This is a genomic window from Paraburkholderia guartelaensis (genome assembly GCF_004353905.1).
Classification (GTDB): Bacteria; Pseudomonadota; Gammaproteobacteria; order Burkholderiales; family Burkholderiaceae; genus Paraburkholderia; species Paraburkholderia guartelaensis.
Genome location: NZ_SMOD01000007.1, coordinates 242,813 through 263,138, shown reverse-complemented (window position 1 = coordinate 263,138; position 20,326 = coordinate 242,813). Strand labels below are relative to the sequence as shown.

Annotated in this window: 21 protein-coding genes and 1 tRNA gene; 9 read left to right on the top strand and 13 right to left on the bottom strand. The window is 64.6% G+C overall.

Features of this window, described 5'->3' with window-relative positions:
* The first annotated feature begins 14 nt into the window (after positions 1-14).
* Genes argJ through mutT form a run of 3 tightly spaced genes read left to right on the top strand, consistent with a single transcriptional unit; the run spans position 15 to position 2,576 of the window.
* Positions 15-1,256 (top strand): bifunctional glutamate N-acetyltransferase/amino-acid acetyltransferase ArgJ, encoded by a 1,242-nt coding sequence (gene argJ / locus E1N52_RS11925; protein ID WP_133182991.1) that lies wholly within the window; start codon positions 15-17, stop codon positions 1,254-1,256.
* Positions 1,257-1,275: 19 nt separating this feature from the next.
* Positions 1,276-2,148: an ATP-binding protein gene (locus tag E1N52_RS11920; RefSeq protein WP_133182990.1), complete on the top strand. Its 873-nt coding sequence runs from the start codon at positions 1,276-1,278 to the stop codon at positions 2,146-2,148.
* Positions 2,145-2,576, top strand: a complete 432-nt coding sequence (mutT, locus tag E1N52_RS11915; RefSeq protein WP_133182989.1) for an 8-oxo-dGTP diphosphatase MutT — start codon at positions 2,145-2,147, stop codon at positions 2,574-2,576. Before E1N52_RS11920 ends, mutT begins: the two co-directional genes overlap by 4 nt.
* A 102-nt stretch (positions 2,577-2,678) precedes the next feature.
* Here mutT and E1N52_RS11910 read toward each other — a convergent pair whose 3' ends face one another.
* From E1N52_RS11910 to E1N52_RS11870, 9 genes are all read right to left on the bottom strand, one after another.
* On the bottom strand, positions 2,679-2,873 hold the full coding sequence (locus tag E1N52_RS11910; protein ID WP_028207803.1) for a DNA gyrase inhibitor YacG: 195 nt from the start codon (positions 2,871-2,873) through the stop codon (positions 2,679-2,681).
* A gap of 49 nt (positions 2,874-2,922) precedes the next feature.
* Positions 2,923-3,678 (bottom strand): cell division protein ZapD, encoded by a 756-nt coding sequence (gene zapD / locus E1N52_RS11905; protein ID WP_133182988.1) that lies wholly within the window; start codon positions 3,676-3,678, stop codon positions 2,923-2,925.
* A gap of 128 nt (positions 3,679-3,806) precedes the next feature.
* Positions 3,807-4,427, bottom strand: coding sequence for a dephospho-CoA kinase (gene coaE, locus E1N52_RS11900; RefSeq protein ID WP_133182987.1), 621 nt, complete (start codon positions 4,425-4,427; stop codon positions 3,807-3,809).
* Between the two features lie 4 nt (positions 4,428-4,431).
* Positions 4,432-5,349 carry a prepilin peptidase gene (locus tag E1N52_RS11895; RefSeq protein ID WP_133182985.1) on the bottom strand — a complete coding sequence of 306 codons (918 nt, stop codon included), beginning with the start codon at positions 5,347-5,349 and terminating at the stop codon, positions 4,432-4,434.
* A 28-nt stretch (positions 5,350-5,377) separates the two neighbouring features.
* Positions 5,378-6,598, bottom strand: a complete 1,221-nt coding sequence (locus E1N52_RS11890; RefSeq protein WP_133182983.1) for a type II secretion system F family protein — start codon at positions 6,596-6,598, stop codon at positions 5,378-5,380.
* On the bottom strand, positions 6,595-7,890 hold the full coding sequence (locus E1N52_RS11885) for a GspE/PulE family protein (protein ID WP_133182981.1): 1,296 nt from the start codon (positions 7,888-7,890) through the stop codon (positions 6,595-6,597). Before E1N52_RS11885 ends, E1N52_RS11890 begins: the two co-directional genes overlap by 4 nt.
* An 84-nt stretch (positions 7,891-7,974) precedes the next feature.
* A complete protein-coding gene (locus tag E1N52_RS11880; protein WP_083245610.1) occupies positions 7,975-9,294 on the bottom strand; it encodes an HlyC/CorC family transporter in 1,320 nt (439 codons plus the stop codon).
* 197 nt (positions 9,295-9,491) lie between these two features.
* Positions 9,492-9,568: transfer RNA gene (locus E1N52_RS11875), tRNA-Pro, on the bottom strand.
* Positions 9,569-9,605: 37 nt separating this feature from the next.
* Complete coding sequence (locus E1N52_RS11870) at positions 9,606-10,598, bottom strand: polyprenyl synthetase family protein (RefSeq protein ID WP_069268503.1); 993 nt, start codon at positions 10,596-10,598, stop codon at positions 9,606-9,608.
* 293 nt (positions 10,599-10,891) lie between these two features.
* Between E1N52_RS11870 and rplU the strand changes: the two genes are divergently transcribed.
* The 4 genes from rplU to proB all read left to right on the top strand — a co-directional run bounded on the left by rplU (position 10,892) and on the right by proB (position 14,009).
* A complete protein-coding gene (rplU, locus tag E1N52_RS11865; RefSeq protein WP_007180329.1) occupies positions 10,892-11,203 on the top strand; it encodes a 50S ribosomal protein L21 in 312 nt (103 codons plus the stop codon).
* Positions 11,204-11,229: 26 nt separating this feature from the next.
* Positions 11,230-11,493: a 50S ribosomal protein L27 gene (gene rpmA, locus E1N52_RS11860; RefSeq protein WP_133182979.1), complete on the top strand. Its 264-nt coding sequence runs from the start codon at positions 11,230-11,232 to the stop codon at positions 11,491-11,493.
* Positions 11,494-11,702: 209 nt separating this feature from the next.
* Entirely contained in the window at positions 11,703-12,806 is a 1,104-nt protein-coding gene (gene cgtA, locus E1N52_RS11855) for an Obg family GTPase CgtA (RefSeq protein WP_133182977.1), read from the top strand.
* A gap of 84 nt (positions 12,807-12,890) precedes the next feature.
* Complete coding sequence (gene proB / locus E1N52_RS11850; protein WP_133182975.1) at positions 12,891-14,009, top strand: glutamate 5-kinase; 1,119 nt, start codon at positions 12,891-12,893, stop codon at positions 14,007-14,009.
* A gap of 92 nt (positions 14,010-14,101) precedes the next feature.
* Here proB and E1N52_RS11845 read toward each other — a convergent pair whose 3' ends face one another.
* A complete protein-coding gene (locus E1N52_RS11845; RefSeq protein WP_133182973.1) occupies positions 14,102-14,671 on the bottom strand; it encodes a CNP1-like family protein in 570 nt (189 codons plus the stop codon).
* A 119-nt stretch (positions 14,672-14,790) separates the two neighbouring features.
* Complete coding sequence (locus E1N52_RS11840) at positions 14,791-15,480, bottom strand: RNA pyrophosphohydrolase (protein WP_133182971.1); 690 nt, start codon at positions 15,478-15,480, stop codon at positions 14,791-14,793.
* Between the two features lie 264 nt (positions 15,481-15,744).
* Between E1N52_RS11840 and E1N52_RS11835 the strand changes: the two genes are divergently transcribed.
* Both E1N52_RS11835 and E1N52_RS11830 read left to right on the top strand, forming a co-directional pair.
* Positions 15,745-17,481 carry a proline--tRNA ligase gene (locus E1N52_RS11835; RefSeq protein WP_133182969.1) on the top strand — a complete coding sequence of 579 codons (1,737 nt, stop codon included), beginning with the start codon at positions 15,745-15,747 and terminating at the stop codon, positions 17,479-17,481.
* Positions 17,482-17,516: 35 nt separating this feature from the next.
* Entirely contained in the window at positions 17,517-18,116 is a 600-nt protein-coding gene (locus E1N52_RS11830; protein ID WP_133182967.1) for a MarC family protein, read from the top strand.
* An 86-nt stretch (positions 18,117-18,202) separates the two neighbouring features.
* Here E1N52_RS11830 and E1N52_RS11825 read toward each other — a convergent pair whose 3' ends face one another.
* Positions 18,203-18,754 carry a hypoxanthine-guanine phosphoribosyltransferase gene (locus tag E1N52_RS11825; RefSeq protein ID WP_028207817.1) on the bottom strand — a complete coding sequence of 184 codons (552 nt, stop codon included), beginning with the start codon at positions 18,752-18,754 and terminating at the stop codon, positions 18,203-18,205.
* A 146-nt stretch (positions 18,755-18,900) separates the two neighbouring features.
* Positions 18,901-20,268, bottom strand: a complete 1,368-nt coding sequence (gene ffh, locus E1N52_RS11820; protein ID WP_133182966.1) for a signal recognition particle protein — start codon at positions 20,266-20,268, stop codon at positions 18,901-18,903.
* Positions 20,269-20,326: the final 58 nt, after the last annotated feature.

Sequence of the window (20,326 nt, the reverse complement as noted above, 5' to 3'; positions counted from 1 at the left end):
GACAGGTCGCCACCATGGCTGTCAATTTCCCCTCGATTGATCCCGCACAACTTCATCCGGTCGCCGGCGTGACGCTCGGCTGGGCGGAAGCCAACATCCGCAAGCCCAATCGCAAGGACGTCCTGGTGATTTCCGTCGACGAAGGCGCGAGCGTAGCCGGCGTGTTCACGCTGAACCGCTTCTGTGCCGCGCCGGTGACGGTGTGCCGCGAACATCTCGCGAAGGTGCGCGCGGGTGGCAAGGGCATTCGCGCGCTGGTGGTGAACACCGGCAACGCGAACGCGGGCACCGGCGAGCCGGGCATGAAGCACGCCCGCGAAACCTGCGATGAACTCGCGCGCCTGGCCGGCCTCGAGTCCTCGCAGGTGCTGCCGTTCTCGACTGGCGTGATTCTCGAGCCGCTGCCCATCGATCGTTTGAAGGCGGGCCTGCCCGCCGCGCTGGCGAACCGCAAGGCCGCGAACTGGTACGACGCCGCGCAGGCCATCATGACGACCGACACGCTGCCGAAGGCCGTGTCGCGTCAGGTCGCGGTCGACGGCCACACCATCACGTTCACGGGCATCAGCAAGGGCGCGGGCATGATCAAGCCGAATATGGCGACCATGCTCGGCTTCCTCGCTTTCGATGCGAACGTTGCGCAGCCCGTGCTCGACGAACTCGTGAAGTACGTGGCCGACCGCTCGTTCAACTGCGTCACCATCGACGGCGATACCTCGACCAACGACTCGTTCATCATGATCGCCTCGGGCAAGTCGAGCCTGCCCGCGATCACGTCGACGGACACGCCCGCCTACGCCGCGCTGCGCGACGCCGTGACGGCCGTCGCCCAGGAACTCTCGCAGCTCATCGTGCGCGACGGCGAAGGTGCGACCAAGTTCATGACCGTGCAGGTGGAAGGCGGCAAGGATGTGGCCGAGTGCCGCCAGATCGCTTATGCGATCGGCCATTCGCCGCTCGTGAAGACGGCGTTCTACGCATCGGACCCCAACCTCGGCCGTATCCTCGCCGCGATCGGCTATGCCGGCGTGACGGACCTCGACGTCGACAAGATCGACCTGTATCTCGACGACGTGCTCGTCGCGAAAGCGGGCGGTCGCAACCCGGCTTACCGCGAAGAGGACGGCCAGCGCGTCATGAAGGAGAGCGAGATCCTGATTCGCGTGCTGCTCGGCCGCGGCGACGCGCAGGCCACGATCTGGACCTGCGACCTCTCGCACGACTACGTGAGCATCAACGCGGATTACCGCTCCTGATTTCAAGCGCCTTCACCACATGGACAAGCTCGAACAGTTTCTGACCCGCGCCGAAGCGCTGCTCGGCCGCCTCGAAGCCGTGCTGCCGCCGTCGGCACCCGATGTCGACTGGAACGCGGCCGTCGCGTTTCGCTGGCGCAAGCGCCAGGGGCGCGGCTTCCTGCAGCCGGTGCCGGCGATCTCGTTGATCTCGCTCGACGACCTGCAGAACATCGACCGGCAGAAAGATCTCATCGACCGCAACACGCGCCAGTTCGTGCAGAAGAAGCCGGCGAACAACGTGCTGCTCACCGGCGCGCGCGGCACCGGCAAGTCGTCGCTGATCAAGGCCTGCCTGAACGCGTACGCGCAAGAGGGCCTGCGCCTGATCGAAGTCGACAAGGACGATCTGCATGACCTCGGCGATATCGTCGATCTCATCTCGACGCGCCCCGAGCGCTTCATCGTGTTCTGCGACGACCTCTCGTTCGAGGAAGGCGAATCGGGCTACAAGGCGCTGAAGGTGGCGCTGGACGGCTCGGTGGCCGCGCAGTCGGACAACGTGCTGATCTATGCGACCTCGAACCGGCGCCATCTGCTGCCCGAGTACATGAGCGATAACGAGACATACAAGCACATGCCCGACGGCGAGATTCATCCGGGCGAAGTCGTGGAAGAGAAGATCTCGTTGTCCGAGCGCTTTGGCCTTTGGGTGAGCTTCTATCCGTTCAAGCAGGACGACTATCTGACGATCGTCGCCCACTGGCTGCGCCATTTCGGCTGCGACGACGCCGAAGTCGAATCGGCGCGCGGCGACGCGCTCGTCTGGGCGCTGGAACGCGGCTCGCGTTCCGGCCGCGTGGCGTGGCAATTCGCACGCGACTGGTCGGGCAAGAAGGCGCAAGAGGCATGAGCGCCGAAGCCAACACCACGAAGGATGCTTCCGCGAACGCACGCCCCGTGACGGAAGTCGCGGTGGGTGTGCTGGTGCAGCCCGATGGCCGCTACCTGCTCGCCCAGCGCCCCGAAGGCAAGCCTTATGCAGGCTACTGGGAGTTTCCGGGCGGCAAGCTGGAAGCGGGCGAGACAGTCGAAGCGGCGCTCGCGCGCGAGTTGCACGAGGAACTGGGCATCGACGTGAAGGCGTGCCATCTGTGGCACACGCTCGAACACGATTACCCGCACGCCTATGTGCGGCTCTACTTCTGCAAGGTGACCGAGTGGACCGGCGAGCCGCATGGCCGCGAAGGTCAGGCGTTTGTCTGGCAGTCGCTGCCGGCGAGCGTCGAGCCGCTCCTGCCCGCGACGATTCCTGTGCTGGAATGGCTCGCCGCGGAGTGACGCTCTAAGGGCCACGACAATGCAAAAGGCCGCTGTGCGTGATGCACAGCGGCCTTTTTTGTCTGGCGCAAGCGCGTCGCGGCGCTTATTGCTTACTGTTGCTTATTGGCGCGTATCCGTGGGCGGCGCGTCTTCCGGCGGCGTTTCGTCGTCGGCGCCGCCGATGCGGTACTTTTCGGCTGCCCATGCGCCGAGATCCATTTGCTTGCAACGCTCGGAGCAGAAAGGCCGGAAGCGGTTCTCCGGCACCCAGCGGACTTCCTTGCCGCAGGTCGGACATTTGACGACAGTGGTCATGCGATAGAACTTTGGTTGCGTTGAGTCTGGCCTGGCGACGCGCTCGGTTTCACAGGCTGCAGAGCGTGAGCTGGAACGGCACGTCCTGATCGACGGCCCGCGGACGCAGATCGCCATCCTGCACGGTGAAGCGCACCCACAGCATGTACTTGTTGGCGCTCGCTTCGGGAATCATGCGCAATTCCGGTGCCACGCGTACCTGCATGAGCTGATACGCACGGCCCGACAGCATCTGCTGATAGCTGCCCTGCATCGCCATCACCTTCGACGCCTGGCCCGACTCGCGCGCGAGGCGCAGCACGATGGCGGCGGCGTCGCGCAGCGGCAGCAGCGGCGTGACCCACTTCGCGATGTCTTGACGGCGTTGATCGGGATGCAACTGTTGCCAGGCGTAATACGACGGCAAATCGAACTTGCAGGTGCCGCCGGGAATGATCGCGCGGCTGCGGATGCTCGTGAGCCACTCGTTGTCCATCAGATGCTGGCCCGTCTTGCCTTGCATCTGCGTGAGGCCGGCGAGCGTTTGCTCGATTTCACCCAGCACGGTTTCGAGCGCATTCTGCTCGATGCCGGGATTGCCGCGGAACGGCGCGAGCGTTTGGCGCTGCCGCTCGAGTTCCTTTATGAGATCCGACTTCAGGTCGGCACGGCCTGCGACTTCGGCGATTTCGAAGAGCGTCGTGAGCGCGACGTGATGTTCCCTCGGATCCTCCTGGGTCAGGAAAAACGTGAAGCGCTCGAACAGGTCTTCGAGGCGCAGCAGCGTTCGGATTCGCTCGTTGAAGGGATACTCGTAAAGAATCAAGCGCGCTCGCCTCGGGCGTGGTAGGTGACGGATTGCAGGACATTCTAATGCCGTGGGACTACGGTCGCAATCGCGCCGGCCTGGCGCTATGCCGATGTGACCCGCTAATCGCGCGCGGATGGCGCGTTTTACGCTTTACCGGCCTTTGCGGCAGCAAGCTTGAGATACGTCTGATGCAATGCGTCGACGTCCTGATCGAGCGATTCGAGCGTCGCGCCGTTGTCGTTGACCACCACGTTGTCGGCGGCTGCGAGGCGTGCTTCGCGCGTGGCCTGCCGCGCGATGATCGCGAGTACTTGCTCACGTGTGAAGCCGTTCCGGCGCATGACGCGCTCGATCTGCGTTTCCACGCTGCAATCGACGGTGAGCACACGATCGACACGCGTCTTCCAGGTGCCCGACTCTACGAGCAAGGGCACGACCACGATCACGTAAGGCCCGCTTGCCTCTCGCGTTTCGCGTTCGGTCTCGGAGCGGATCAACGGGTGCGTGATGGCCTCGAGCCGCTTGCGCGCGGACTCGTCGCCGAACACGAGCGTGCGCATGCGCACGCGGTCCATCGAGCCGTCCGGCGCGACGAATTCAGGGCCGAATTCCGCGGCGATCTGCGCCATCGCGACGCCATGCGGCGCAGTAATGCGATGCGCGATGAGATCGGTGTCGACGATCGTCACGCCGCGCGCGGCAAAGCCATCCGCGACCGTGGACTTGCCGCTGCCGATGCCACCCGTCAATCCGACCGCGAACATTTGATCAGTTCCCCCACGCAAATACGCCATACAGCGGTGTGCCCGCAAACAATGTGACGAGCGCGCCAGCGGCCAGATACGGGCCGAACGGCAGCGGCTCTTCGAAACGCATGCGTCCCGTCAACGTAGAGATTATGCCGACGAGCGCGCCGGCCACCGCGGCGATCACGACGATCTGCGGCAGCGCGCTCCAGCCGAGCCATGCGCCGAGTGCGGCGAGCAGTTTGAAGTCCCCGTGGCCCATGCCTTCCACGCCACGCAACAGCTTGAAGACCCAGTAGACGCACCACAGCGCCAGATAACCCGCGACCGCGCCGATCACCGCTTCGCGCAGCGTGACGAAGGTCCCTGCAAAATTGATCAGCAACCCGGCCCACAGCAGCGGCTGGGTGATTTCATCGTGCAGCATCTGGTGTTCAAGGTCGATGGCGCTCGCTGCGATGAGCGTGGCGCACAGCACGAAGGCGGCGAGCGCCTTGCCGGTGGGCCCGAAGGCGAGCAACGCGCCGGCCGCGCAAGCCGCGCTCGCGATTTCGATGAGCGGGTAGCGCACACTCACGCGCGCATGACAGTGCGAGCAGCGCCCGCGCAGCGCGACCCAGCTGAGCACCGGAATGTTTTCCCAGGCGCGCAAGACGTGGCCGCAGTGCGGGCACGCGCTGCGTGGGAGCCAGAGGTTGTAGCGCGCGGGCACCCCGTCTTCTTCGAAGAGCGGACCGGGCGTGCCGGTCGCTTCCGCAACATCGGCGCGCCACGCGCGCTCCAGCATGATCGGCAACCGGTGCACGACGACGTTGAGAAAGCTGCCGATGACGAGGCCGAACGCAATGGTGAAGACCATGAGCACGCCGAAGGGCAGTCCGGCGAGAGCGGCTGCGAGCGGCGTTGCGGTATCGGGCGCGGAAAGAAGTTGGACGGGCATGAGACGGAACCGGAATCTGGCAGCGATGCTACACCACGTTGCCCAGTTGAATGATGGGAAGATACATCGCAACGACGAGGCCGCCGACCAGCGCACCGAGCACGACAATCACGAGCGGCTCGCACAGGCTCGAGACGAGCGCGATCTTTTCGTCGACCTGACGGTCGGCGAGCGAAGCCACATCGAGCAACATCGCGTCGAGCGCGCCCGATTCTTCCGCGACCGCAACAGGCTGAACCACGTCTGCAGGAAAGCATCCCGCCGCGCGCATGGCTGCGGCGAGCCGCTCGCCGTGCCGCAGGCGCTCACTGATCCCCGCGCTTGCTCGATCGAAGAATGCGTTGCCGCTTGCGTGCACGAGCGAATCGAACGCGTCGGCGAGTGGCGTGCCGGCGGCGAGGAGCGTGCCGAGCGCGCGGCTCCAGCGGGCGGCGCACAGTGTGGTGAGCAGCGTGCCGCAAAGCGGGAGCTTTAGCATCGCGCGTCCGAACGCAATGCGCGAGGCTTCCGAGCGCCGTAAGGCCGCTTGCAGGGCGAGCGTGCCGGTGGCCGCGGCTACGGCGGCCGGCACGCTCCAGCGCGCGGCGCCCGCCGAGAGCATCAGCACGAACTGCGTGGGCGCGGGCAGTGCGGCGCCGAAGCCGTCGAAGATCTGCTTGAACGTGGGCACGACCCAGACCAGCAACGCCGCGGTAATGACAACCGCGAGCAACAGCACCGCGACGGGGTAGGTGAGCGCGGCGCGCACTTTGGCGCGCTGCGCGGCGGCACGCTCGCGGTCGTCGGCGAGGCGCCCGAGTACTGCAGCGAGCGCACCCGAAGCTTCGCCAACGGCAACGAGCTGGCAATACAGCGCGTTGAAGCGCGCCGGATGTTGCGCGAGCGAGTCGGCAAAGCGCAGGCCGCCGGCGATGTCGCGCGCGAGCGCCGCGGCAATGCGCGGCATGCCGTTCGGCCCCGGCGACAGCGCGAGCAGATCGAGCGCATTCGCAAGCGGCAGGCCCGCGCGCAAGAGGCTCGCGAGCTGGCGCGTAAAGCGCGTGACGTCCGCGTGGCTTGCCTTGGGCGCGGCCGCACTCGATTTGCGCTCGATGGCGAGCACGGTGATGCGATCGCGCTTGAGCGCGTCGCGCACAGCTGTAGCGTCGAGCGCGATCACGGTGCCACGCTTCGTCGCGCCCGATGCATCGAGACCGCGCCACGCGAAGCGCCACTCGGATGGGCCGCGACGGGCGTGCGTGTCGCTCATGGCGCTTGCGTCGCGGCAAGCGCTTCGGCGAGGCTCGTGGTGCCGTCGCGCACGCGTGCGAGCGCTGCGTCGCGCAAGGTTGCCACACCGCCTCGGCGTGCTTCGCGTGCGATTTCGTGCGCGCCGCGCCCAGCGACGATTAGCTCGCGGATGGTCTCCGATATCGGCAAGACCTCGTGAATACCCACGCGACCGCGATAGCCGATGCCATGGCAAGCCTCGCAGCCGCGCGCGACATAAGGCTGTGTCGTGTCACTGTCGCGCACGTTCAGTCCCGCTGCGATGAGCGCCGACTGCGAAGCCTCGCCGCGCACGCGGCATTGCGGACATAGCCGCCGCACGAGACGTTGCGCGGTGACGAGCCGCAACGAGCCCGCCAGGTTGTACGGCTCGACGCCGATGTCGACGAGCCGTGCGCAGGCCGCACTCGCGTCGTTCGTGTGCACGGTCGAGAGGACGAGATGGCCGGTCTGCGCGGCCCTGACGGCCACGCTGGCGGTTTCTTCGTCGCGAATTTCGCCGATCATGATGACGTCCGGGTCCTGGCGCAGCAGCGCACGCAGCGCCACCGCAAAGGTGAGCCCGGCCTTCTCGCGCACGTTGACCTGATTGATGCCCGCGAGCTGGATTTCGGCAGGATCTTCCACCGAGCAGAGATTGCGTGCCGTACCGTTGAGTCTTTGCAGGAAACAGTAGAGCGAGAGTGTCTTGCCGCTGCCTGTGGGGCCCGTGACGAGGACAAGACCGTGTGGCGCGCTGATCGCTTCGGCTACGGCACGCTGTTGAGCTTCATCGAGCCCGAGTTCGGCAAGCGACAAGTCGGCGGGAAGCGCTTCGAGCCTGCGCAAGACGAGCTTCTCGCCATGAAGCGTGGGCAGCGAATTCACGCGATAGTCCTCGGCGGCTTGCGACGCCCCCGAGGGCGCGAGCCGCAGCCTGCCGTCCTGCGGAACGCGCCGCTCGGCGATGTCCATGCGCGCGAGCACCTTGATCCGCGTGACGAACGCGTCGCGCAGATGCACAGGCGGGCGTGCCATCTCGTGCAGCACGCCGTCGATGCGCAGACGCACGCGCCAGCCCTGTTCCATCGGCTCGATGTGTAGATCGGAGGCATTGCGCCGCGCGGCTTCGCGCAGCGTTTCGGAGAGCAGGCGAACGGCGGGTGCGTCGTCGGCCTGCGGTGCGGAGACTAGTGGAGGTGTGCGCGCCGTTGACCCACCGCCCGTACCGCCATCGGCAGCCACGGCGGCGAAAGGGCGCGCACGATACGCACGATAAGGAGTAGAAAGCATCGGCATGCCGGCGCGAAGCCGCCTCGGACAGATGACGCCTTCATCATGGCGCGCGGCGCACTGCGCCGCCACCTGGCAGAACGGCTAACGTCCGGGCAGCAGCTTCTTGGCCTTTTGCAGCGTGCCCTGGCGCGGCTTGGCGCCGGGCTTGAAGAGCTTGACCGTGCGTACGGCCTGGTCGTCGCTGCGCAGCACTTCGAGCTTCACGTCGCCGATCTGCAGGCACACGTCGCCTTCGGGAATCTCTTCGAGCACTTCGAGGATCAGGCCGTTGAGCGTCTTGGGCCCATCCGTGGGCAGCTTGATATGCAGCCAGCGATTGAGTTCGCGCAAGGGCATGCTGCCCGGCACGATACATTCGCCTTCGTCGTTCCAGCCGCCGCGTCCGGTACCGCTGCGCGGCATCGACGTGGTGAATTCGCCGATCAGCTCCTCGATGATGTCTTCGGGTGTCACGAGTCCTTCCATCTCACCGTACTCGTTCACGACGAGCGCGATGCGGTGGCGGCTTTCCTGGAAGTACTGGAGCTGCTGGAACCCGGGCGTGCCCGTGGGCACGAAGTACGGTTCGGCGAGCAGTTCGCGCAGCGTCTCGCGCTCGAATTCCTGGTTGTGCAGCGCGGCCAGCGTCTTGCGCACATGCAGCACGCCGAGCACGCGGTCGATGTCGCCTTGATAGACGATCAGCTTGTTGTGATAGCAGGTCTCGAGCTGATGCAGGATGTCTTCGAGCGGGGCATCGTAATCGAGCGCCTCGATGCGCCGGCGCGGAATCATCACGTCGTCGACGGTGATGTTCTCCAGATCGAACAGGTTCAGCAGGATGCTGCGGTGCTTGGTCGGCATGAAGCTGCCCGACTCGAGCACGATGGTGCGCAACTCCTCGGTGGAGAGCCGCTGGTCATGCGCCTTGTGCGTATTGATGTGCAGGATGCGCAGGATGGTGTTCGCAAACATGTTGACGAACCAGATGAGTGGCTTCGTCACACGCATGAGCGGCGCGATCAAGAGGCTCGCGGGCAGCGCGATTTTTTCCGGAAACGTTGCGCCCACAATCTTCGGCGTGATTTCCGCGAACACGATGATGAGGAACGCGACGATGCCCGTTGCGATCGAGAGCACGAGATTGTTGCGGCCGAAGGTATGGAGCGCAATCGAAGTCGTGAGGACCGGGATGATGGTGTTGAAGAGATTGTTGCCGATCAGGATCACCGAAAGCAGCAGGTCGGTGCGCGCGAGCAGCTTCTGGGTGGTCTTCGCGCCGAGCGTGCCGTGATTGGCGAGGTATTTGAGCCGATGGCGATTGAGCGCCATCATCGCCGTTTCGGAGATGGAGAAAAAGCTGGAGCAGATGAGCAGGACGAAGACGGCGCAAATCTGCGCCCATAAGGGAAGGTGGTCCACGCGTCGAGAAAGTGAGGGGGGCGGATGGGGAAACTATAACAGAGGGGTACCGCAGTTCCAGGGCGACTGGCCGAACGGATAAGGCCGCTGCCGGCTGTGCGAGGCGTGGTGCGCCGCGAGTTGCCGGACAGGATGCGAGTGCGGGAGCTACAGGCGAAAAAAAACCGCGCAATGCATGCGCGGTTTTTCTCGAATTCTGGTCGGGGTGAGAGGATTCGAACCTCCGGCCTCTACGTCCCGAACGTAGCGCTCTACCAGGCTAAGCTACACCCCGAATTTACTGCTGGACTCCACAACCCGCTTCGTCTGTTTCAAGACTGGCGCGTCGTCGAGTAAGAACATAATTCTAGCAGGCTATCTTTGTAAATGGAAGGGGGGAACGCCGAAATCGCATCGGCGGCGGCTTGGGCTTCAGTGCGCGCGCATTGCAGCGTGTGCTCGAGCGCGCCCGAGCGCGTGATCGCCGCGAAGATTTCGTCGAAGCGCGTCGTGCCGCCTTGTTCGATCGCTTCGCGTGCAAGCGCGGCTTCCGCAGCCGTGCCGTGCTCGATCAGCCAGATCAGCGGCAGCGTGGGCTTGCCTTCGCGCAGGTCGTCGCCCGCGTTCTTGCCCATCGATTCTGGCGTGCCCGTGTAGTCGAGCCAGTCGTCCATGATCTGGAATGCCGTGCCGATGCGCCGCCCGTATTCGGCCGCGGCTTCCTCGGTGCGCGCATCCGCCCCCGAAAGCACCGCGCCGAGCTGCGCCGCGGCTTCGAAAAGCTTGGCGGTCTTGTAGCGGATCACCTGCATGTAGCGGTCGGTGTCCACGTCCGCGTCGTGCATGTTCAGGAGCTGCAGGACTTCACCCTCGGAGATGATCGTCGTGGCGGCGGACAGGATTTCCATCACGCGCATCTTGCCGACGCCCACCATCATCTCGAACGAGCGCGAATACAGGTAATCGCCCACCAGCACGCTGGCAGCGTTGCCGAACAGCGCGTTGGCCGTCTGGCGGCCGCGCCGCAGGTCCGATTCGTCGACGACGTCGTCGTGCAGGAGCGTAGCCGTGTGAATGAACTCGACGACCGCCGCGAGCACATGACGCTCCGTGCCGTGGTCGCCGAGCGCGCCGGCCACCATGAGCAGGAGCGCCGGACGCAGCCGCTTGCCGCCCGCGCCGATGATGTACTCGGAGATCTGGTTGATCAGCATCACCTCGGACGCCAGGCTCTGCCGGATGACACGATTCACCTGCTCCATGTCACTGGCGATGGGTGCAAGCAGGGTGGCTGCGCTGGGGGATGGGGTGGCGGTGGACGACATGATGGCAAATATGGGTAGTGCCGCGGATTATAAGGCGAATCGACTGCATGCCGGACGCTCCGCTACCGTCCGGCTGATGGCTCCCTCTATTTTCCCGCGGCCCGGGCGGCCGCATGGATGCTGGCGCTATGCCGTTCGGATAGCCCCAGGGCCCATCTGACGGGCCCCAAGTCCCTCGCACGCACTCGCGCAACGGACGTACGTGTCTTTTGACCGCGAAGCTAACTCTATGTATAATCTAAGGTTTCGGGCGCGCAGTGTGCCTGAAAAGATTACTCAGAGTGAGGTTCTCAATGTACGCGGTCATAAAAACCGGCGGCAAGCAGTACAAAGTTGCCGTTGGCGAAAAACTTAAAGTAGAACAGATACCGGCTGACATTGACGCAGAAATCACGCTCGACCAGGTTCTCGCAGTGGGCGAAGGCGAATCGATTAAGTTCGGTACGCCGCTGGTCAGTGGGGCTTCCGTCAAGGCCACCGTTGTGTCGCAAGGCCGACACGCCAAAGTGACCATCTTCAAGATGCGTCGCCGGAAGCACTACCAGAAGCATGGCGGCCACCGCCAGAACTACACCGAACTGCGCATCGACGCGATCAACGCGTAAGCGCACGCAGGTAAAGGAGCAAACAAATGGCACACAAAAAGGCAGGCGGGTCGTCACGTAACGGCCGCGACTCAGAGTCGAAACGACTTGGCGTGAAGGTGTACGGCGGCCAGGCGATCCTCGCAGGCGGCATCATCGTTCGCCAGCGCGGCACGCGCATGCACCCGGGCCTGAACGTCGGCATTGGCAAGGACCACACGCTCTACGCGCTGGTCGACGGCCACGTCGCGTTCACGATCAAGGGCGCAGCCAACAAGCAACTGGTCAACGTCGTCCCGGCAGCGGTCTAAGCTTTAGACCGCTCGCGAGCGGGCTACACGCGACGCAAAGAAGGCCCCGCGAAGTTTGCGGGGCCTTTTTATTTATCCGTAATCTTTCGGGGTCGTAACGGGCTTCCGTTGACTTGCTGAGCGTCGTTGGCCGTTCGGCCAGGTTGGCCAGGTTGGCCAGTTTCCGCCATGGCGGGCAAAATACCGATATTCACGGGACGGAGTAACTCATGAAGTTCATTGACGAAGCGAAGATCGAAGTCATCGCCGGCGATGGGGGCGATGGCAGCGCGTCGATGCGACGCGAGAAGTTCGTCCCGTTCGGCGGGCCGGACGGCGGTGACGGCGGGCGTGGCGGCAGCGTCTACGCAGTCGGGGACCGCAACATCAACACCCTCATCGACTACCGCTACACAAAGAAGCACCAGGCGCGCAACGGCGAGAACGGCCGTGGCTCGGACTGCTACGGCAAGGGCGGCGACGACATCACGCTGCGCATGCCGGTGGGCACGGTCATCACCGACCAGGATACGGGCGAGTTGATCGCCGACCTGACCGAGCACGAGCAGCAAGTCATGGTCGCGCAGGGCGGTGCGGGTGGCCTCGGCAACCTGCATTTCAAGTCGTCCACGAACCGCGCGCCGCGTCAGAAGACCGACGGCAAGGCCGGCGAACGCCGCATGCTCAAGCTGGAGCTGAAAGTGCTCGCCGACGTCGGCCTGCTCGGCATGCCGAACGCGGGCAAGTCCACGTTCATCTCCTCGGTGTCGAACGCGAAGCCCAAGATCGCCGACTACCCGTTCACGACACTCGCGCCGAATCTGGGCGTGGTACGCGTGGGGCCGAGCAAGAGCTTCGTGATTGCCGACATTCCGGGCCTGATCGAAGGCGCGTCGGAAGGTGCGGGCCTCGGTCACCAGTTCTTGCGCCACCTGCAGCGTACGAACCTGCTGCTGCATCTGGTCGACCTCGCGCCGTTCGACGAAAGCGTCGATCCGGTTGCGGAGGCGAAAGCGATCGTCGGCGAGCTGCGCAAGTACGACGAGACGCTCTTTGAAAAGCCGCGCTGGCTCGTGCTGAACAAGCTCGACATGGTGCCGGAGGACGAGCGCGCCGAGCGCATTGCCGACTTCGTGAAGCGCTTCGAGTGGGACGGTCCGGTGTTCGAGATTTCCGCGCTCACGGGGCAGGGCTGCGAAAACCTGTGTTACGCGGTGTACGACTACGTCTCCTCGCACTCGGACGCGCGCCGTGCGGCCGAAGCCGAAGACCTCGCATCGGACGTGCGCTTCCGCGAGGGACAGGGCGGGAACGCGGAGCAGCCGCAGGAGTAATTTCGGCAACGGCCGGCGCGCGAGCCGCGCAGGCCGCACGAAGGAAACTTCACGCGTCATCAGTCATTTGGGAGACCGCGCAGCATGCGTTCCGTCATCGCCGATTCGCGGCGTCTGGTAGTGAAAGTCGGTTCGAGCCTCGTCACCAACGATGGCCGCGGGCTCGATCATGCGGCAATCGGCCGCTGGGCCGCGCAGATTGCGGCGCTGCGTGCGCAGGGCAAGGAAGTCGTGCTCGTGAGTTCGGGCGCGATCGCCGAAGGCATGCAACGGCTCGGCTGGACGAAGCGGCCGCGCGAGATCGACGAGCTTCAGGCTGCCGCGGCAGTCGGGCAGATGGGGCTCGCGCAGGTATATGAAAGCCGCTTTGCCGAGCACGACATCCGCACGGCGCAGATCCTGCTCACGCATGCCGACCTGGCTGACCGCGAACGCTATCTCAATGCGCGCTCGACGTTGCTCACGCTGCTGCGCCTCGGCGTCGTGCCGATCATCAACGAGAACGACACCGTGGTCACCGACGAAATCAAGTTCGGCGACAACGACACGCTCGGCGCGCTCGTCGCGAACCTGATCGAAGGCGATGCGCTCATCATCCTCACCGACCAGAGCGGCCTTTATACGGCCGATCCGCGCAAGGACCCGAGTGCGACGCTCGTGCAGGAAGCCGACGCTGGCAAGCCGGAACTCGAGGCAATGGCGGGCGGCGCGGGGTCGAGCATCGGCCGCGGTGGCATGCTTACCAAGATCCTCGCGGCCAAGCGCGCCGCGCATAGCGGCGCGAACACGGTGATCGCAAGCGGGCGCGAAGCGCATGTGCTCGTGCGCCTCGCTGCGGGCGAGGCGATCGGCACGCAGCTCATCGCACGCACGGCGCGCATGGCGGCGCGCAAACAATGGATGGCCGACCACCTGCAGGTGCGCGGCCACGTCGTGATCGACGACGGCGCGGTGCAAAAGCTCACGGCAGACGGCAAGAGCCTGCTGCCCATCGGCGTGACCGGCGTGCAGGGCGCATTCGCACGCGGTGAAGTGATCGCTTGCCTGAACGGCGTCGGCGTTGAAGTGGCGCGCGGGCTTACCAACTACAGCAGCGCAGAAACGAAGCTGATCCAGCGTCATCCGAGCGGTGAGATCGAGGGCATCCTGGGCTATATGCTCGAGCCGGAGCTGATCCACCGCGACAATCTCGTGCTGGTTTGATGGCGTCTCCCAGCCAACCGCACATCTTCAAAAGTTAAAAAGCCGCTGTGGCCAAAGGCCGCAGCGGCTTTTTTCATGCCCATCAGAGGCAGTTAACGCACCAGCGTCGACTGCGTGCGCCCGTAGCGCAGGTTCTCGATAAGCGTTGACGCCTTCGCGATCGGCATCTTGTTGGCGCAGAAGTAGTCCTGATAGAGCCTCGACTGGTACGCGTTGAGCGTGCCGTTCTCGATGCGCGACCAGTTGTTCGCGACGGTCTGGTCCCAGCCGTTGTGATCGGCGTCGAGGCTCGCATAGAGGCGCCACTCGTAGGTGTCGCAGCGAATCCCTTCGTAGTTCACGTTACGCGCGCCGCTCGGGCTCGAGATGACGATCGTGTAGCGCACGACGCCATCCGTGCCGACCGTGAGCGATGCGGGGTCGATGGCGAACTTGAGCGGGGAATTGTTCGAGACGTCGAACGGCAGCAGCGTCGCGCCGGCCTGCGGCAGCGGCGGCAGGCCTTCGAGCTTGTTCTCCTGCCATTCGCCCTTGCGGTCCAGCAGGTAGACGAACGCGCTGTCGTCCTTGTTCGTGGAACCGGAACTGGAGCACGCGGCCAGTCCTGACACAAGCAGCACACCGCCTGCGGCGCATGCCGCAGCAAGAGCAAATCGTTTCAAATTGGTTTTCCTCGAAGCACGGGCGTCAGTTACGAACGAACTGCGCCGCGAATGCGAACCGGCGGGGCCCGGCGCGTGATGCGTCGGGTCCCGCCGGTTCGGGCGTTCTTTGCGTTGGCTCAAGCCCCTTGATCCTGCTCGTCCTGCGCAGGCTCGATGATACTCTGCGCCGACGCGCAATCGCTTTCGATCGGCGTACGCGCTGTCCGTTCGGCTGCGCCTTCCGGCATGGCCTCATACGGCTCGGCGTGCACCGCGTCTGCGTGTGCCGACGTCACGATGCGCGGGTAGCGCACCTCGTGAGCCTGCACGCCCAGGCGCTCCTGACGCGGCGCAGGCCGGCGCAGGAAGCGCGAGAGCTCGGTCAGCGCGAGCTGATAGACGTCACGCTTGAACTCGATGACCGCTTCGAGCGGCACCCAGTATTCATTCCAGCGCCACGCATCGAACTCGGGATGCTCCGTTGCCCGCAGGCAGATATCGCAATCGCGCCCGACCATACGCAGCAGAAACCAGATCTGTTTCTGGCCGCGATAATGGCCGCGCACTTCGCGCTTGATGAACTTGTCCGGCACCTCATAACGCAACCAGTCGCGTGTGCGACCGACGATCTTGACGTGCTCCGGATGCAAACCGGTTTCTTCGTGCAACTCCCGAAACATTGCCTGCATGGGGGTTTCACCATATTTGATGCCCCCTTGCGGAAACTGCCAGGAATGTTCGCGAACCCGCTTGCCCCAAAACACCTCGTTTCGCGCGTTCAAGAGGATGATGCCGACGTTCGGGCGAAACCCCTCACGATCCAGCATACAACCACCTTCGAATCCTTTAAAATTGCTTTGATTATAAACAGATAACGGTCCTCACGCACCCGCCGTCCGTGACCCGCGTCCGGAAAGGTCGGCGAATGGCCGCGACCGCGCAAAACGGTCTCGGGGCGCGATCGGCCTCGAATCTGGCCGGCGTCATCGGCGCGGCACCCGGCGCGTTGTCATAATGGCGGGTTCGTGAACTCCTCCGTTGGTCACTTCTTCGGGCGGTCTGCACCGGGCCGCCGCTTTTGGATAATTTGAATGAAAGCCTCCCGTTTCTTTATCGGCACCCTGAAGGAAGCGCCCGCTGACGCGGAAATCGTCAGCCACAAGCTGATGGTTCGCGCGGGCATGATCCGTCGCATCGCTGGCGGCATTTATAACTATCTGCCGATCGGCCTGCGTTCGATCCGCAAGGTCGAGCAGATCGTGCGCGAAGAAATGAACCGTGCCGGCGCCATTGAGCTGCTCATGCCGGCCGTGCAGCCGGCCGAGCTGTGGCAGGAATCGGGTCGCTGGGAACAGTACGGGCCGGAACTGCTGCGCTTCAAGGATCGCAAGCAAAGCGACTTCGTGATGGGCCCGACGCACGAAGAGGTCGTCACCGACATCGCGCGTGGCCAGATCAAGAGCTATCGCCAACTGCCGGTGAACTTCTATCAGGTGCAGACGAAGTTCCGCGACGAAATCCGTCCCCGTTTCGGCGTGATGCGCGGGCGCGAATTCATCATGAAGGACGCGTACTCGTTCGATAAGGACGTCGAAGGTCTCAAGCTCTCGTACCAGAAGATGTACGACGCTTACGTGCGTATCTTCACGCGTCTCGGCCTGCAGTTCCGCGCAGTCGCGGCCGACAACGGCTCGATCGGCGGCAGCGGCTCGCACGAATTCCACGTGATCGCGGAAACGGGCGAGGACGACATCGCCTACTGCCCGACCTCTGACTTCGCGGCCAACGTCGAAGCCGCCGAAGCGCTGCCGCTCATCGCGCAGCGCGGCGCCCCCACGCAAGCGCTCACGAAGACGCCCACGCCGGGCGCGGCCAAGTGCGAGGCTGTGGCTGAGCTGCTCGGCATTCCGCTCGAAAGCACGATCAAGTCGATCATCCTCGCGACGGACAACGAAGGCGCCGAGCCCACGATCTGGCTGCTGATGCTGCGCGGCGACCACGATCTGAACGAGATCAAGGTCGGCAAGCTCGAAGGCCTGAGCGGCTTCCGCTTCGCGACCGAAGCGGAAATCGTCGAGTGGTTCGGCACGCCGCCGGGCTACCTCGGTCCGCTCAACACGAAGAAGCCGGTCAAGGTGATCGCCGATCGCACGGTCGCGAACATGAGCGATTTCGTGGTCGGCACGAACGAAGTCGATTTCCACACCACGGGCGTGAACTGGGGCCGCGACCTGCCGGAGCCGGTCGTCGCCGACATCCGCAACGTGAAGAAGGGCGATCCCTCGCCGGACGGCAAGGGTGTGATCGACATCTGCCGCGGCATCGAAGTGGGCCACGTGTTCCAGCTCGGCACGAAGTACTCGGAAGCGATGAACGCCACGTTCCTCGCCGAGAACGGCAAGCCCGCGCCGATGCAGATGGGCTGCTACGGCATTGGCGTCACGCGTATCCTCGGTGCAGCCATCGAGCAGAACTTCGACGAGAAGGGCATCATCTGGCCTGAGTCGATCGCGCCGTTCCAGGTCGTCGTGTGCCCGATGGGCATGGACCGCAGCGAGCTCGTGCGCGAGCACGCCGAGCGCGTCTACAACGAGCTGCTCGAAGCGGGCGTGGATGTGATTCTCGACGACCGCGGCGAGCGTCCGGGCGTGATGTTCGCCGACTGGGAGCTGATCGGCGTGCCGCATCGTCTCGTGATCGGCGAGCGCGGCCTGAAGGACGGCAAGATCGAGTACCAGGGCCGCCGCGATACCGAAGCGACGCTGCTGCCGGCCGATGAGGCCGCGCAGGCAGTGGTGCAGAAGATCCGCGCGGCACTCGCGGTTTAACGACTTTCCATCCCGGTTAAAGGAGCGCTGCGAGCGTGGAGTACAGTTTTCTGTCCGCTACGGTCCTGCTGCTCCTCATCACCGACCCGCTCGGTAATATTCCGCTCTTCATCAGTTGCCTGCGCGGCGTTGCCAAGCAGCGCCGCGCGGTCGTGATCCTGCGCGAGGTCGCGATCGCATTCGTGATCCTGCTGATCTTCATGGTCGCCGGCAACAGCTTCCTGCGCATGATGGGGCTCACGGATACCTCGCTGCGCATCGGCGGCGGCATCGTGCTGTTCCTCATCGCGCTGCGCATGATCTTTCCGCATCCGGGCGGCCCGTTCGGCAGCGGCGACAAGGGCGGGGAGCCGCTCATCGTGCCGCTCGCCATTCCCGCGCTGGCGGGGCCTTCGGCGCTCGCCACGGTCATGCTGCTCACCTCGCAGGCGCCCGGCAAGCTCTATGAATGGGTGGCGGCGCTCGTCGTGACGATGGTGATTTGCGCGGTCGTGCTGGTGATGGCGGAGCGCATCCAGCAGTGGCTCGGCGAGCGCGTGGTGACGGCCTTCGAGCGGCTGATGGGCCTCGTGCTCGTGGCGATATCGGTGGAGATGATTCTCGCGGGCATCGCCAACTTCGTGCATCACCTCTGACGCCGCATGCAGCGGGCGTCGCAGGCAACAAAAAAGCAGCCCGCGGGCTGCTTTTTTCATGGTGCGTCAGATAGTCGACGCGCGTTTCACGCGCCTTCGGTCAGCGCGCGGATAGTCGGCAGATTGCGCCAGTACCCCTTGGCGTCCATGCCGCAGCCGAACACGTAGCGGTCCGGCACCGAAAAGCCGCAGTAGTCGGGATGCAGCGGCTTGGCCTTCGTAAGCGTCTTCTCGCACAGCACGGCCGAGAGGAAACGCTTCGCGCCCATGTCCATGATGCGGTCGCGAATCGCGGCCATGGTCTCGCCTTCGTCGAGGATGTCGTCGAGCACGAGCACCACCCGGTCCTTTACCGACTCGCGCGGCGCCACGCGCCACTGCATCTCGGCGCTGCCCTTGATCGCGTTACGGTAGCGCGTGAGGTGGATGTAGTCGAACTCGAGCGGGAAGTCGAGGTGCGGCAGCAGCATGCCGGTGAACACGGCGGCGCCACCCATCACCGACAGCACGAGCGGGAAGTCCTCGCTGATCTCGGCGCGGATGGCTTCGGCCATCCGGCCGATCGACGCATTGACGTCGCCCTCCGAAACGATCTCTTCGGAGTGGCGGAAAATGTGCAGGGCTTCTTCGCGATTCATGACTCTGGCGGGAAGGTAGCTGTAGCTACTGAAGTGTGGAAAATAACGGCGGCGCGCGCTACAGCATAAACCCGCGCATTTGGTCCGTCGCGCGCCGCGTCGAGTGGGGCCGCCGTGTGCGCGATGTGCGCCGTCGGCCCGCAGGATCAGCGCATGCCGGGCATCATGCCCTTCATGCCGCGCATCATCTTTTGCAGATTGCCGCCCTTGAGCTTCTTCATCATGGTGCGCATCTGCTCGTACTGGTTGAGCATGCGGTTCACTTCCTGAACCTGCACGCCCGCGCCCGCCGCAATGCGGCGCTTACGCGTGGCCTTGATGAGTTCGGGCTTGGCGCGCTCGGCGGGCGTCATCGAGTTGATGATGCCTTCCATGCGGCGCATCTGCTTCTCGGCCTGGCCCATGTCGGCGCCCGAGGCGGCCTGCTGGAACTGCGCGGGCAGCTTGTCCATGAGCGACGACAGGCCGCCCATGCTCTTCATCTGCGAAAGTTGCGCGCGGAAATCGTTGAGGTCGAAGTCGCCGCCCTTCTTGACCTTGTCGGCGAGCTTTTGCGCGGCCTGGACGTCCACGCCGCGCTGCGCTTCCTCGACGAGCGCAAGAATGTCGCCCATGCCGAGAATACGGTTCGCCATGCGGTCCGGGTGGAACACCTCGAGGCCATCGAGCTTTTCCGCGACGCCGACGAACTTGATCGGCTTACCCGTGATGTGGCGCACGGAGAGCGCCGCGCCGCCGCGCGAGTCGCCGTCGAGCTTGGTGAGCACGACGCCGGTGAGCGGCAGGGCGTCGTTGAACGCCTTCGCGGTGTTGACCGCGTCCTGGCCGAGCATGGCGTCGACCACGAAGAGTGTTTCAGCGGGCTTGAGCGATGCGTGCAGCGCGGTGATCTCGTTCATCATCGCCTCGTCGATACCGAGGCGGCCGGCCGTGTCGACGAGCAGCACGTCGTGATAGTGGCGCTTGGCCCAGTCGACCGCCGCGGCGGCGATCTCGACGGGCTTCTGGTCCGGCTGCGAGGGGAAGAAGTCCGCGCCGACCTGTTCCGTCACCGTCTTCAACTGCGCGATAGCGGCAGGGCGGTAGACGTCGCACGAAACGGTGAGGACCTTCTTCTTGTACTTCTCGCGCAGGAGCTTGGCGAGCTTGCCGGTGGTGGTCGTTTTACCGGCGCCCTGCAGACCCGCCATGAGGATGACGGCGGGCGGCGTAACGGCGAGATCGAGTTCGGCCGCCTTGCCTTCATAGTCGCCGCCGATCACGGCGGTCAGCTCGCGCTGCACCACGCCGACGAGCGCCTGGCCCGGCGAGAGGCTGGAGATCACTTCCTCGCCGAGCGCCTTCTCTTTCACCTTGGCGATGAATTCGCGCACGACGGGCAGCGCCACGTCCGCTTCGAGCAGGGCGAGACGCACCTCGCGCAGCATTTCCTGCGTATTGGCTTCGGTCAGCCGGGCTTCGCCGCGCAGCGTCTTGACGACGCGCGCCATCCGTTGAGTGAGATTGTCGAGCATGGGGAGGCGGTGAGCAGTGCGGCCCGGCCCGCGCGCGCTAAACGGGAAAGCGCCGCGT

Coding starts and splice junctions, on each gene's coding strand:
- argJ (WP_133182991.1), top strand. CDS start 15: ATGGCTGTCAATTTCCCCTCGATTGATCCCGCACAACTTCATCCGGTC.
- E1N52_RS11895 (WP_133182985.1), bottom strand. CDS start 5,349: ATGCCCGTCCAACTTCTTTCCGCGCCCGATACCGCAACGCCGCTCGCA.
- E1N52_RS11835 (WP_133182969.1), top strand. CDS start 15,745: ATGAAAGCCTCCCGTTTCTTTATCGGCACCCTGAAGGAAGCGCCCGCT.
- coaE (WP_133182987.1), bottom strand. CDS start 4,427: ATGTTCGCGGTCGGATTGACGGGTGGCATCGGCAGCGGCAAGTCCACG.
- rpmA (WP_133182979.1), top strand. CDS start 11,230: ATGGCACACAAAAAGGCAGGCGGGTCGTCACGTAACGGCCGCGACTCA.
- proB (WP_133182975.1), top strand. CDS start 12,891: ATGCGTTCCGTCATCGCCGATTCGCGGCGTCTGGTAGTGAAAGTCGGT.
- ffh (WP_133182966.1), bottom strand. CDS start 20,268: ATGCTCGACAATCTCACTCAACGGATGGCGCGCGTCGTCAAGACGCTG.
- E1N52_RS11825 (WP_028207817.1), bottom strand. CDS start 18,754: ATGAATCGCGAAGAAGCCCTGCACATTTTCCGCCACTCCGAAGAGATC.
- mutT (WP_133182989.1), top strand. CDS start 2,145: ATGAGCGCCGAAGCCAACACCACGAAGGATGCTTCCGCGAACGCACGC.
- E1N52_RS11870 (WP_069268503.1), bottom strand. CDS start 10,598: ATGTCGTCCACCGCCACCCCATCCCCCAGCGCAGCCACCCTGCTTGCA.
- E1N52_RS11910 (WP_028207803.1), bottom strand. CDS start 2,873: ATGACCACTGTCGTCAAATGTCCGACCTGCGGCAAGGAAGTCCGCTGG.
- E1N52_RS11890 (WP_133182983.1), bottom strand. CDS start 6,598: ATGAGCGACACGCACGCCCGTCGCGGCCCATCCGAGTGGCGCTTCGCG.
- E1N52_RS11920 (WP_133182990.1), top strand. CDS start 1,276: ATGGACAAGCTCGAACAGTTTCTGACCCGCGCCGAAGCGCTGCTCGGC.
- cgtA (WP_133182977.1), top strand. CDS start 11,703: ATGAAGTTCATTGACGAAGCGAAGATCGAAGTCATCGCCGGCGATGGG.
- E1N52_RS11840 (WP_133182971.1), bottom strand. CDS start 15,480: ATGCTGGATCGTGAGGGGTTTCGCCCGAACGTCGGCATCATCCTCTTG.
- E1N52_RS11885 (WP_133182981.1), bottom strand. CDS start 7,890: ATGCTTTCTACTCCTTATCGTGCGTATCGTGCGCGCCCTTTCGCCGCC.
- rplU (WP_007180329.1), top strand. CDS start 10,892: ATGTACGCGGTCATAAAAACCGGCGGCAAGCAGTACAAAGTTGCCGTT.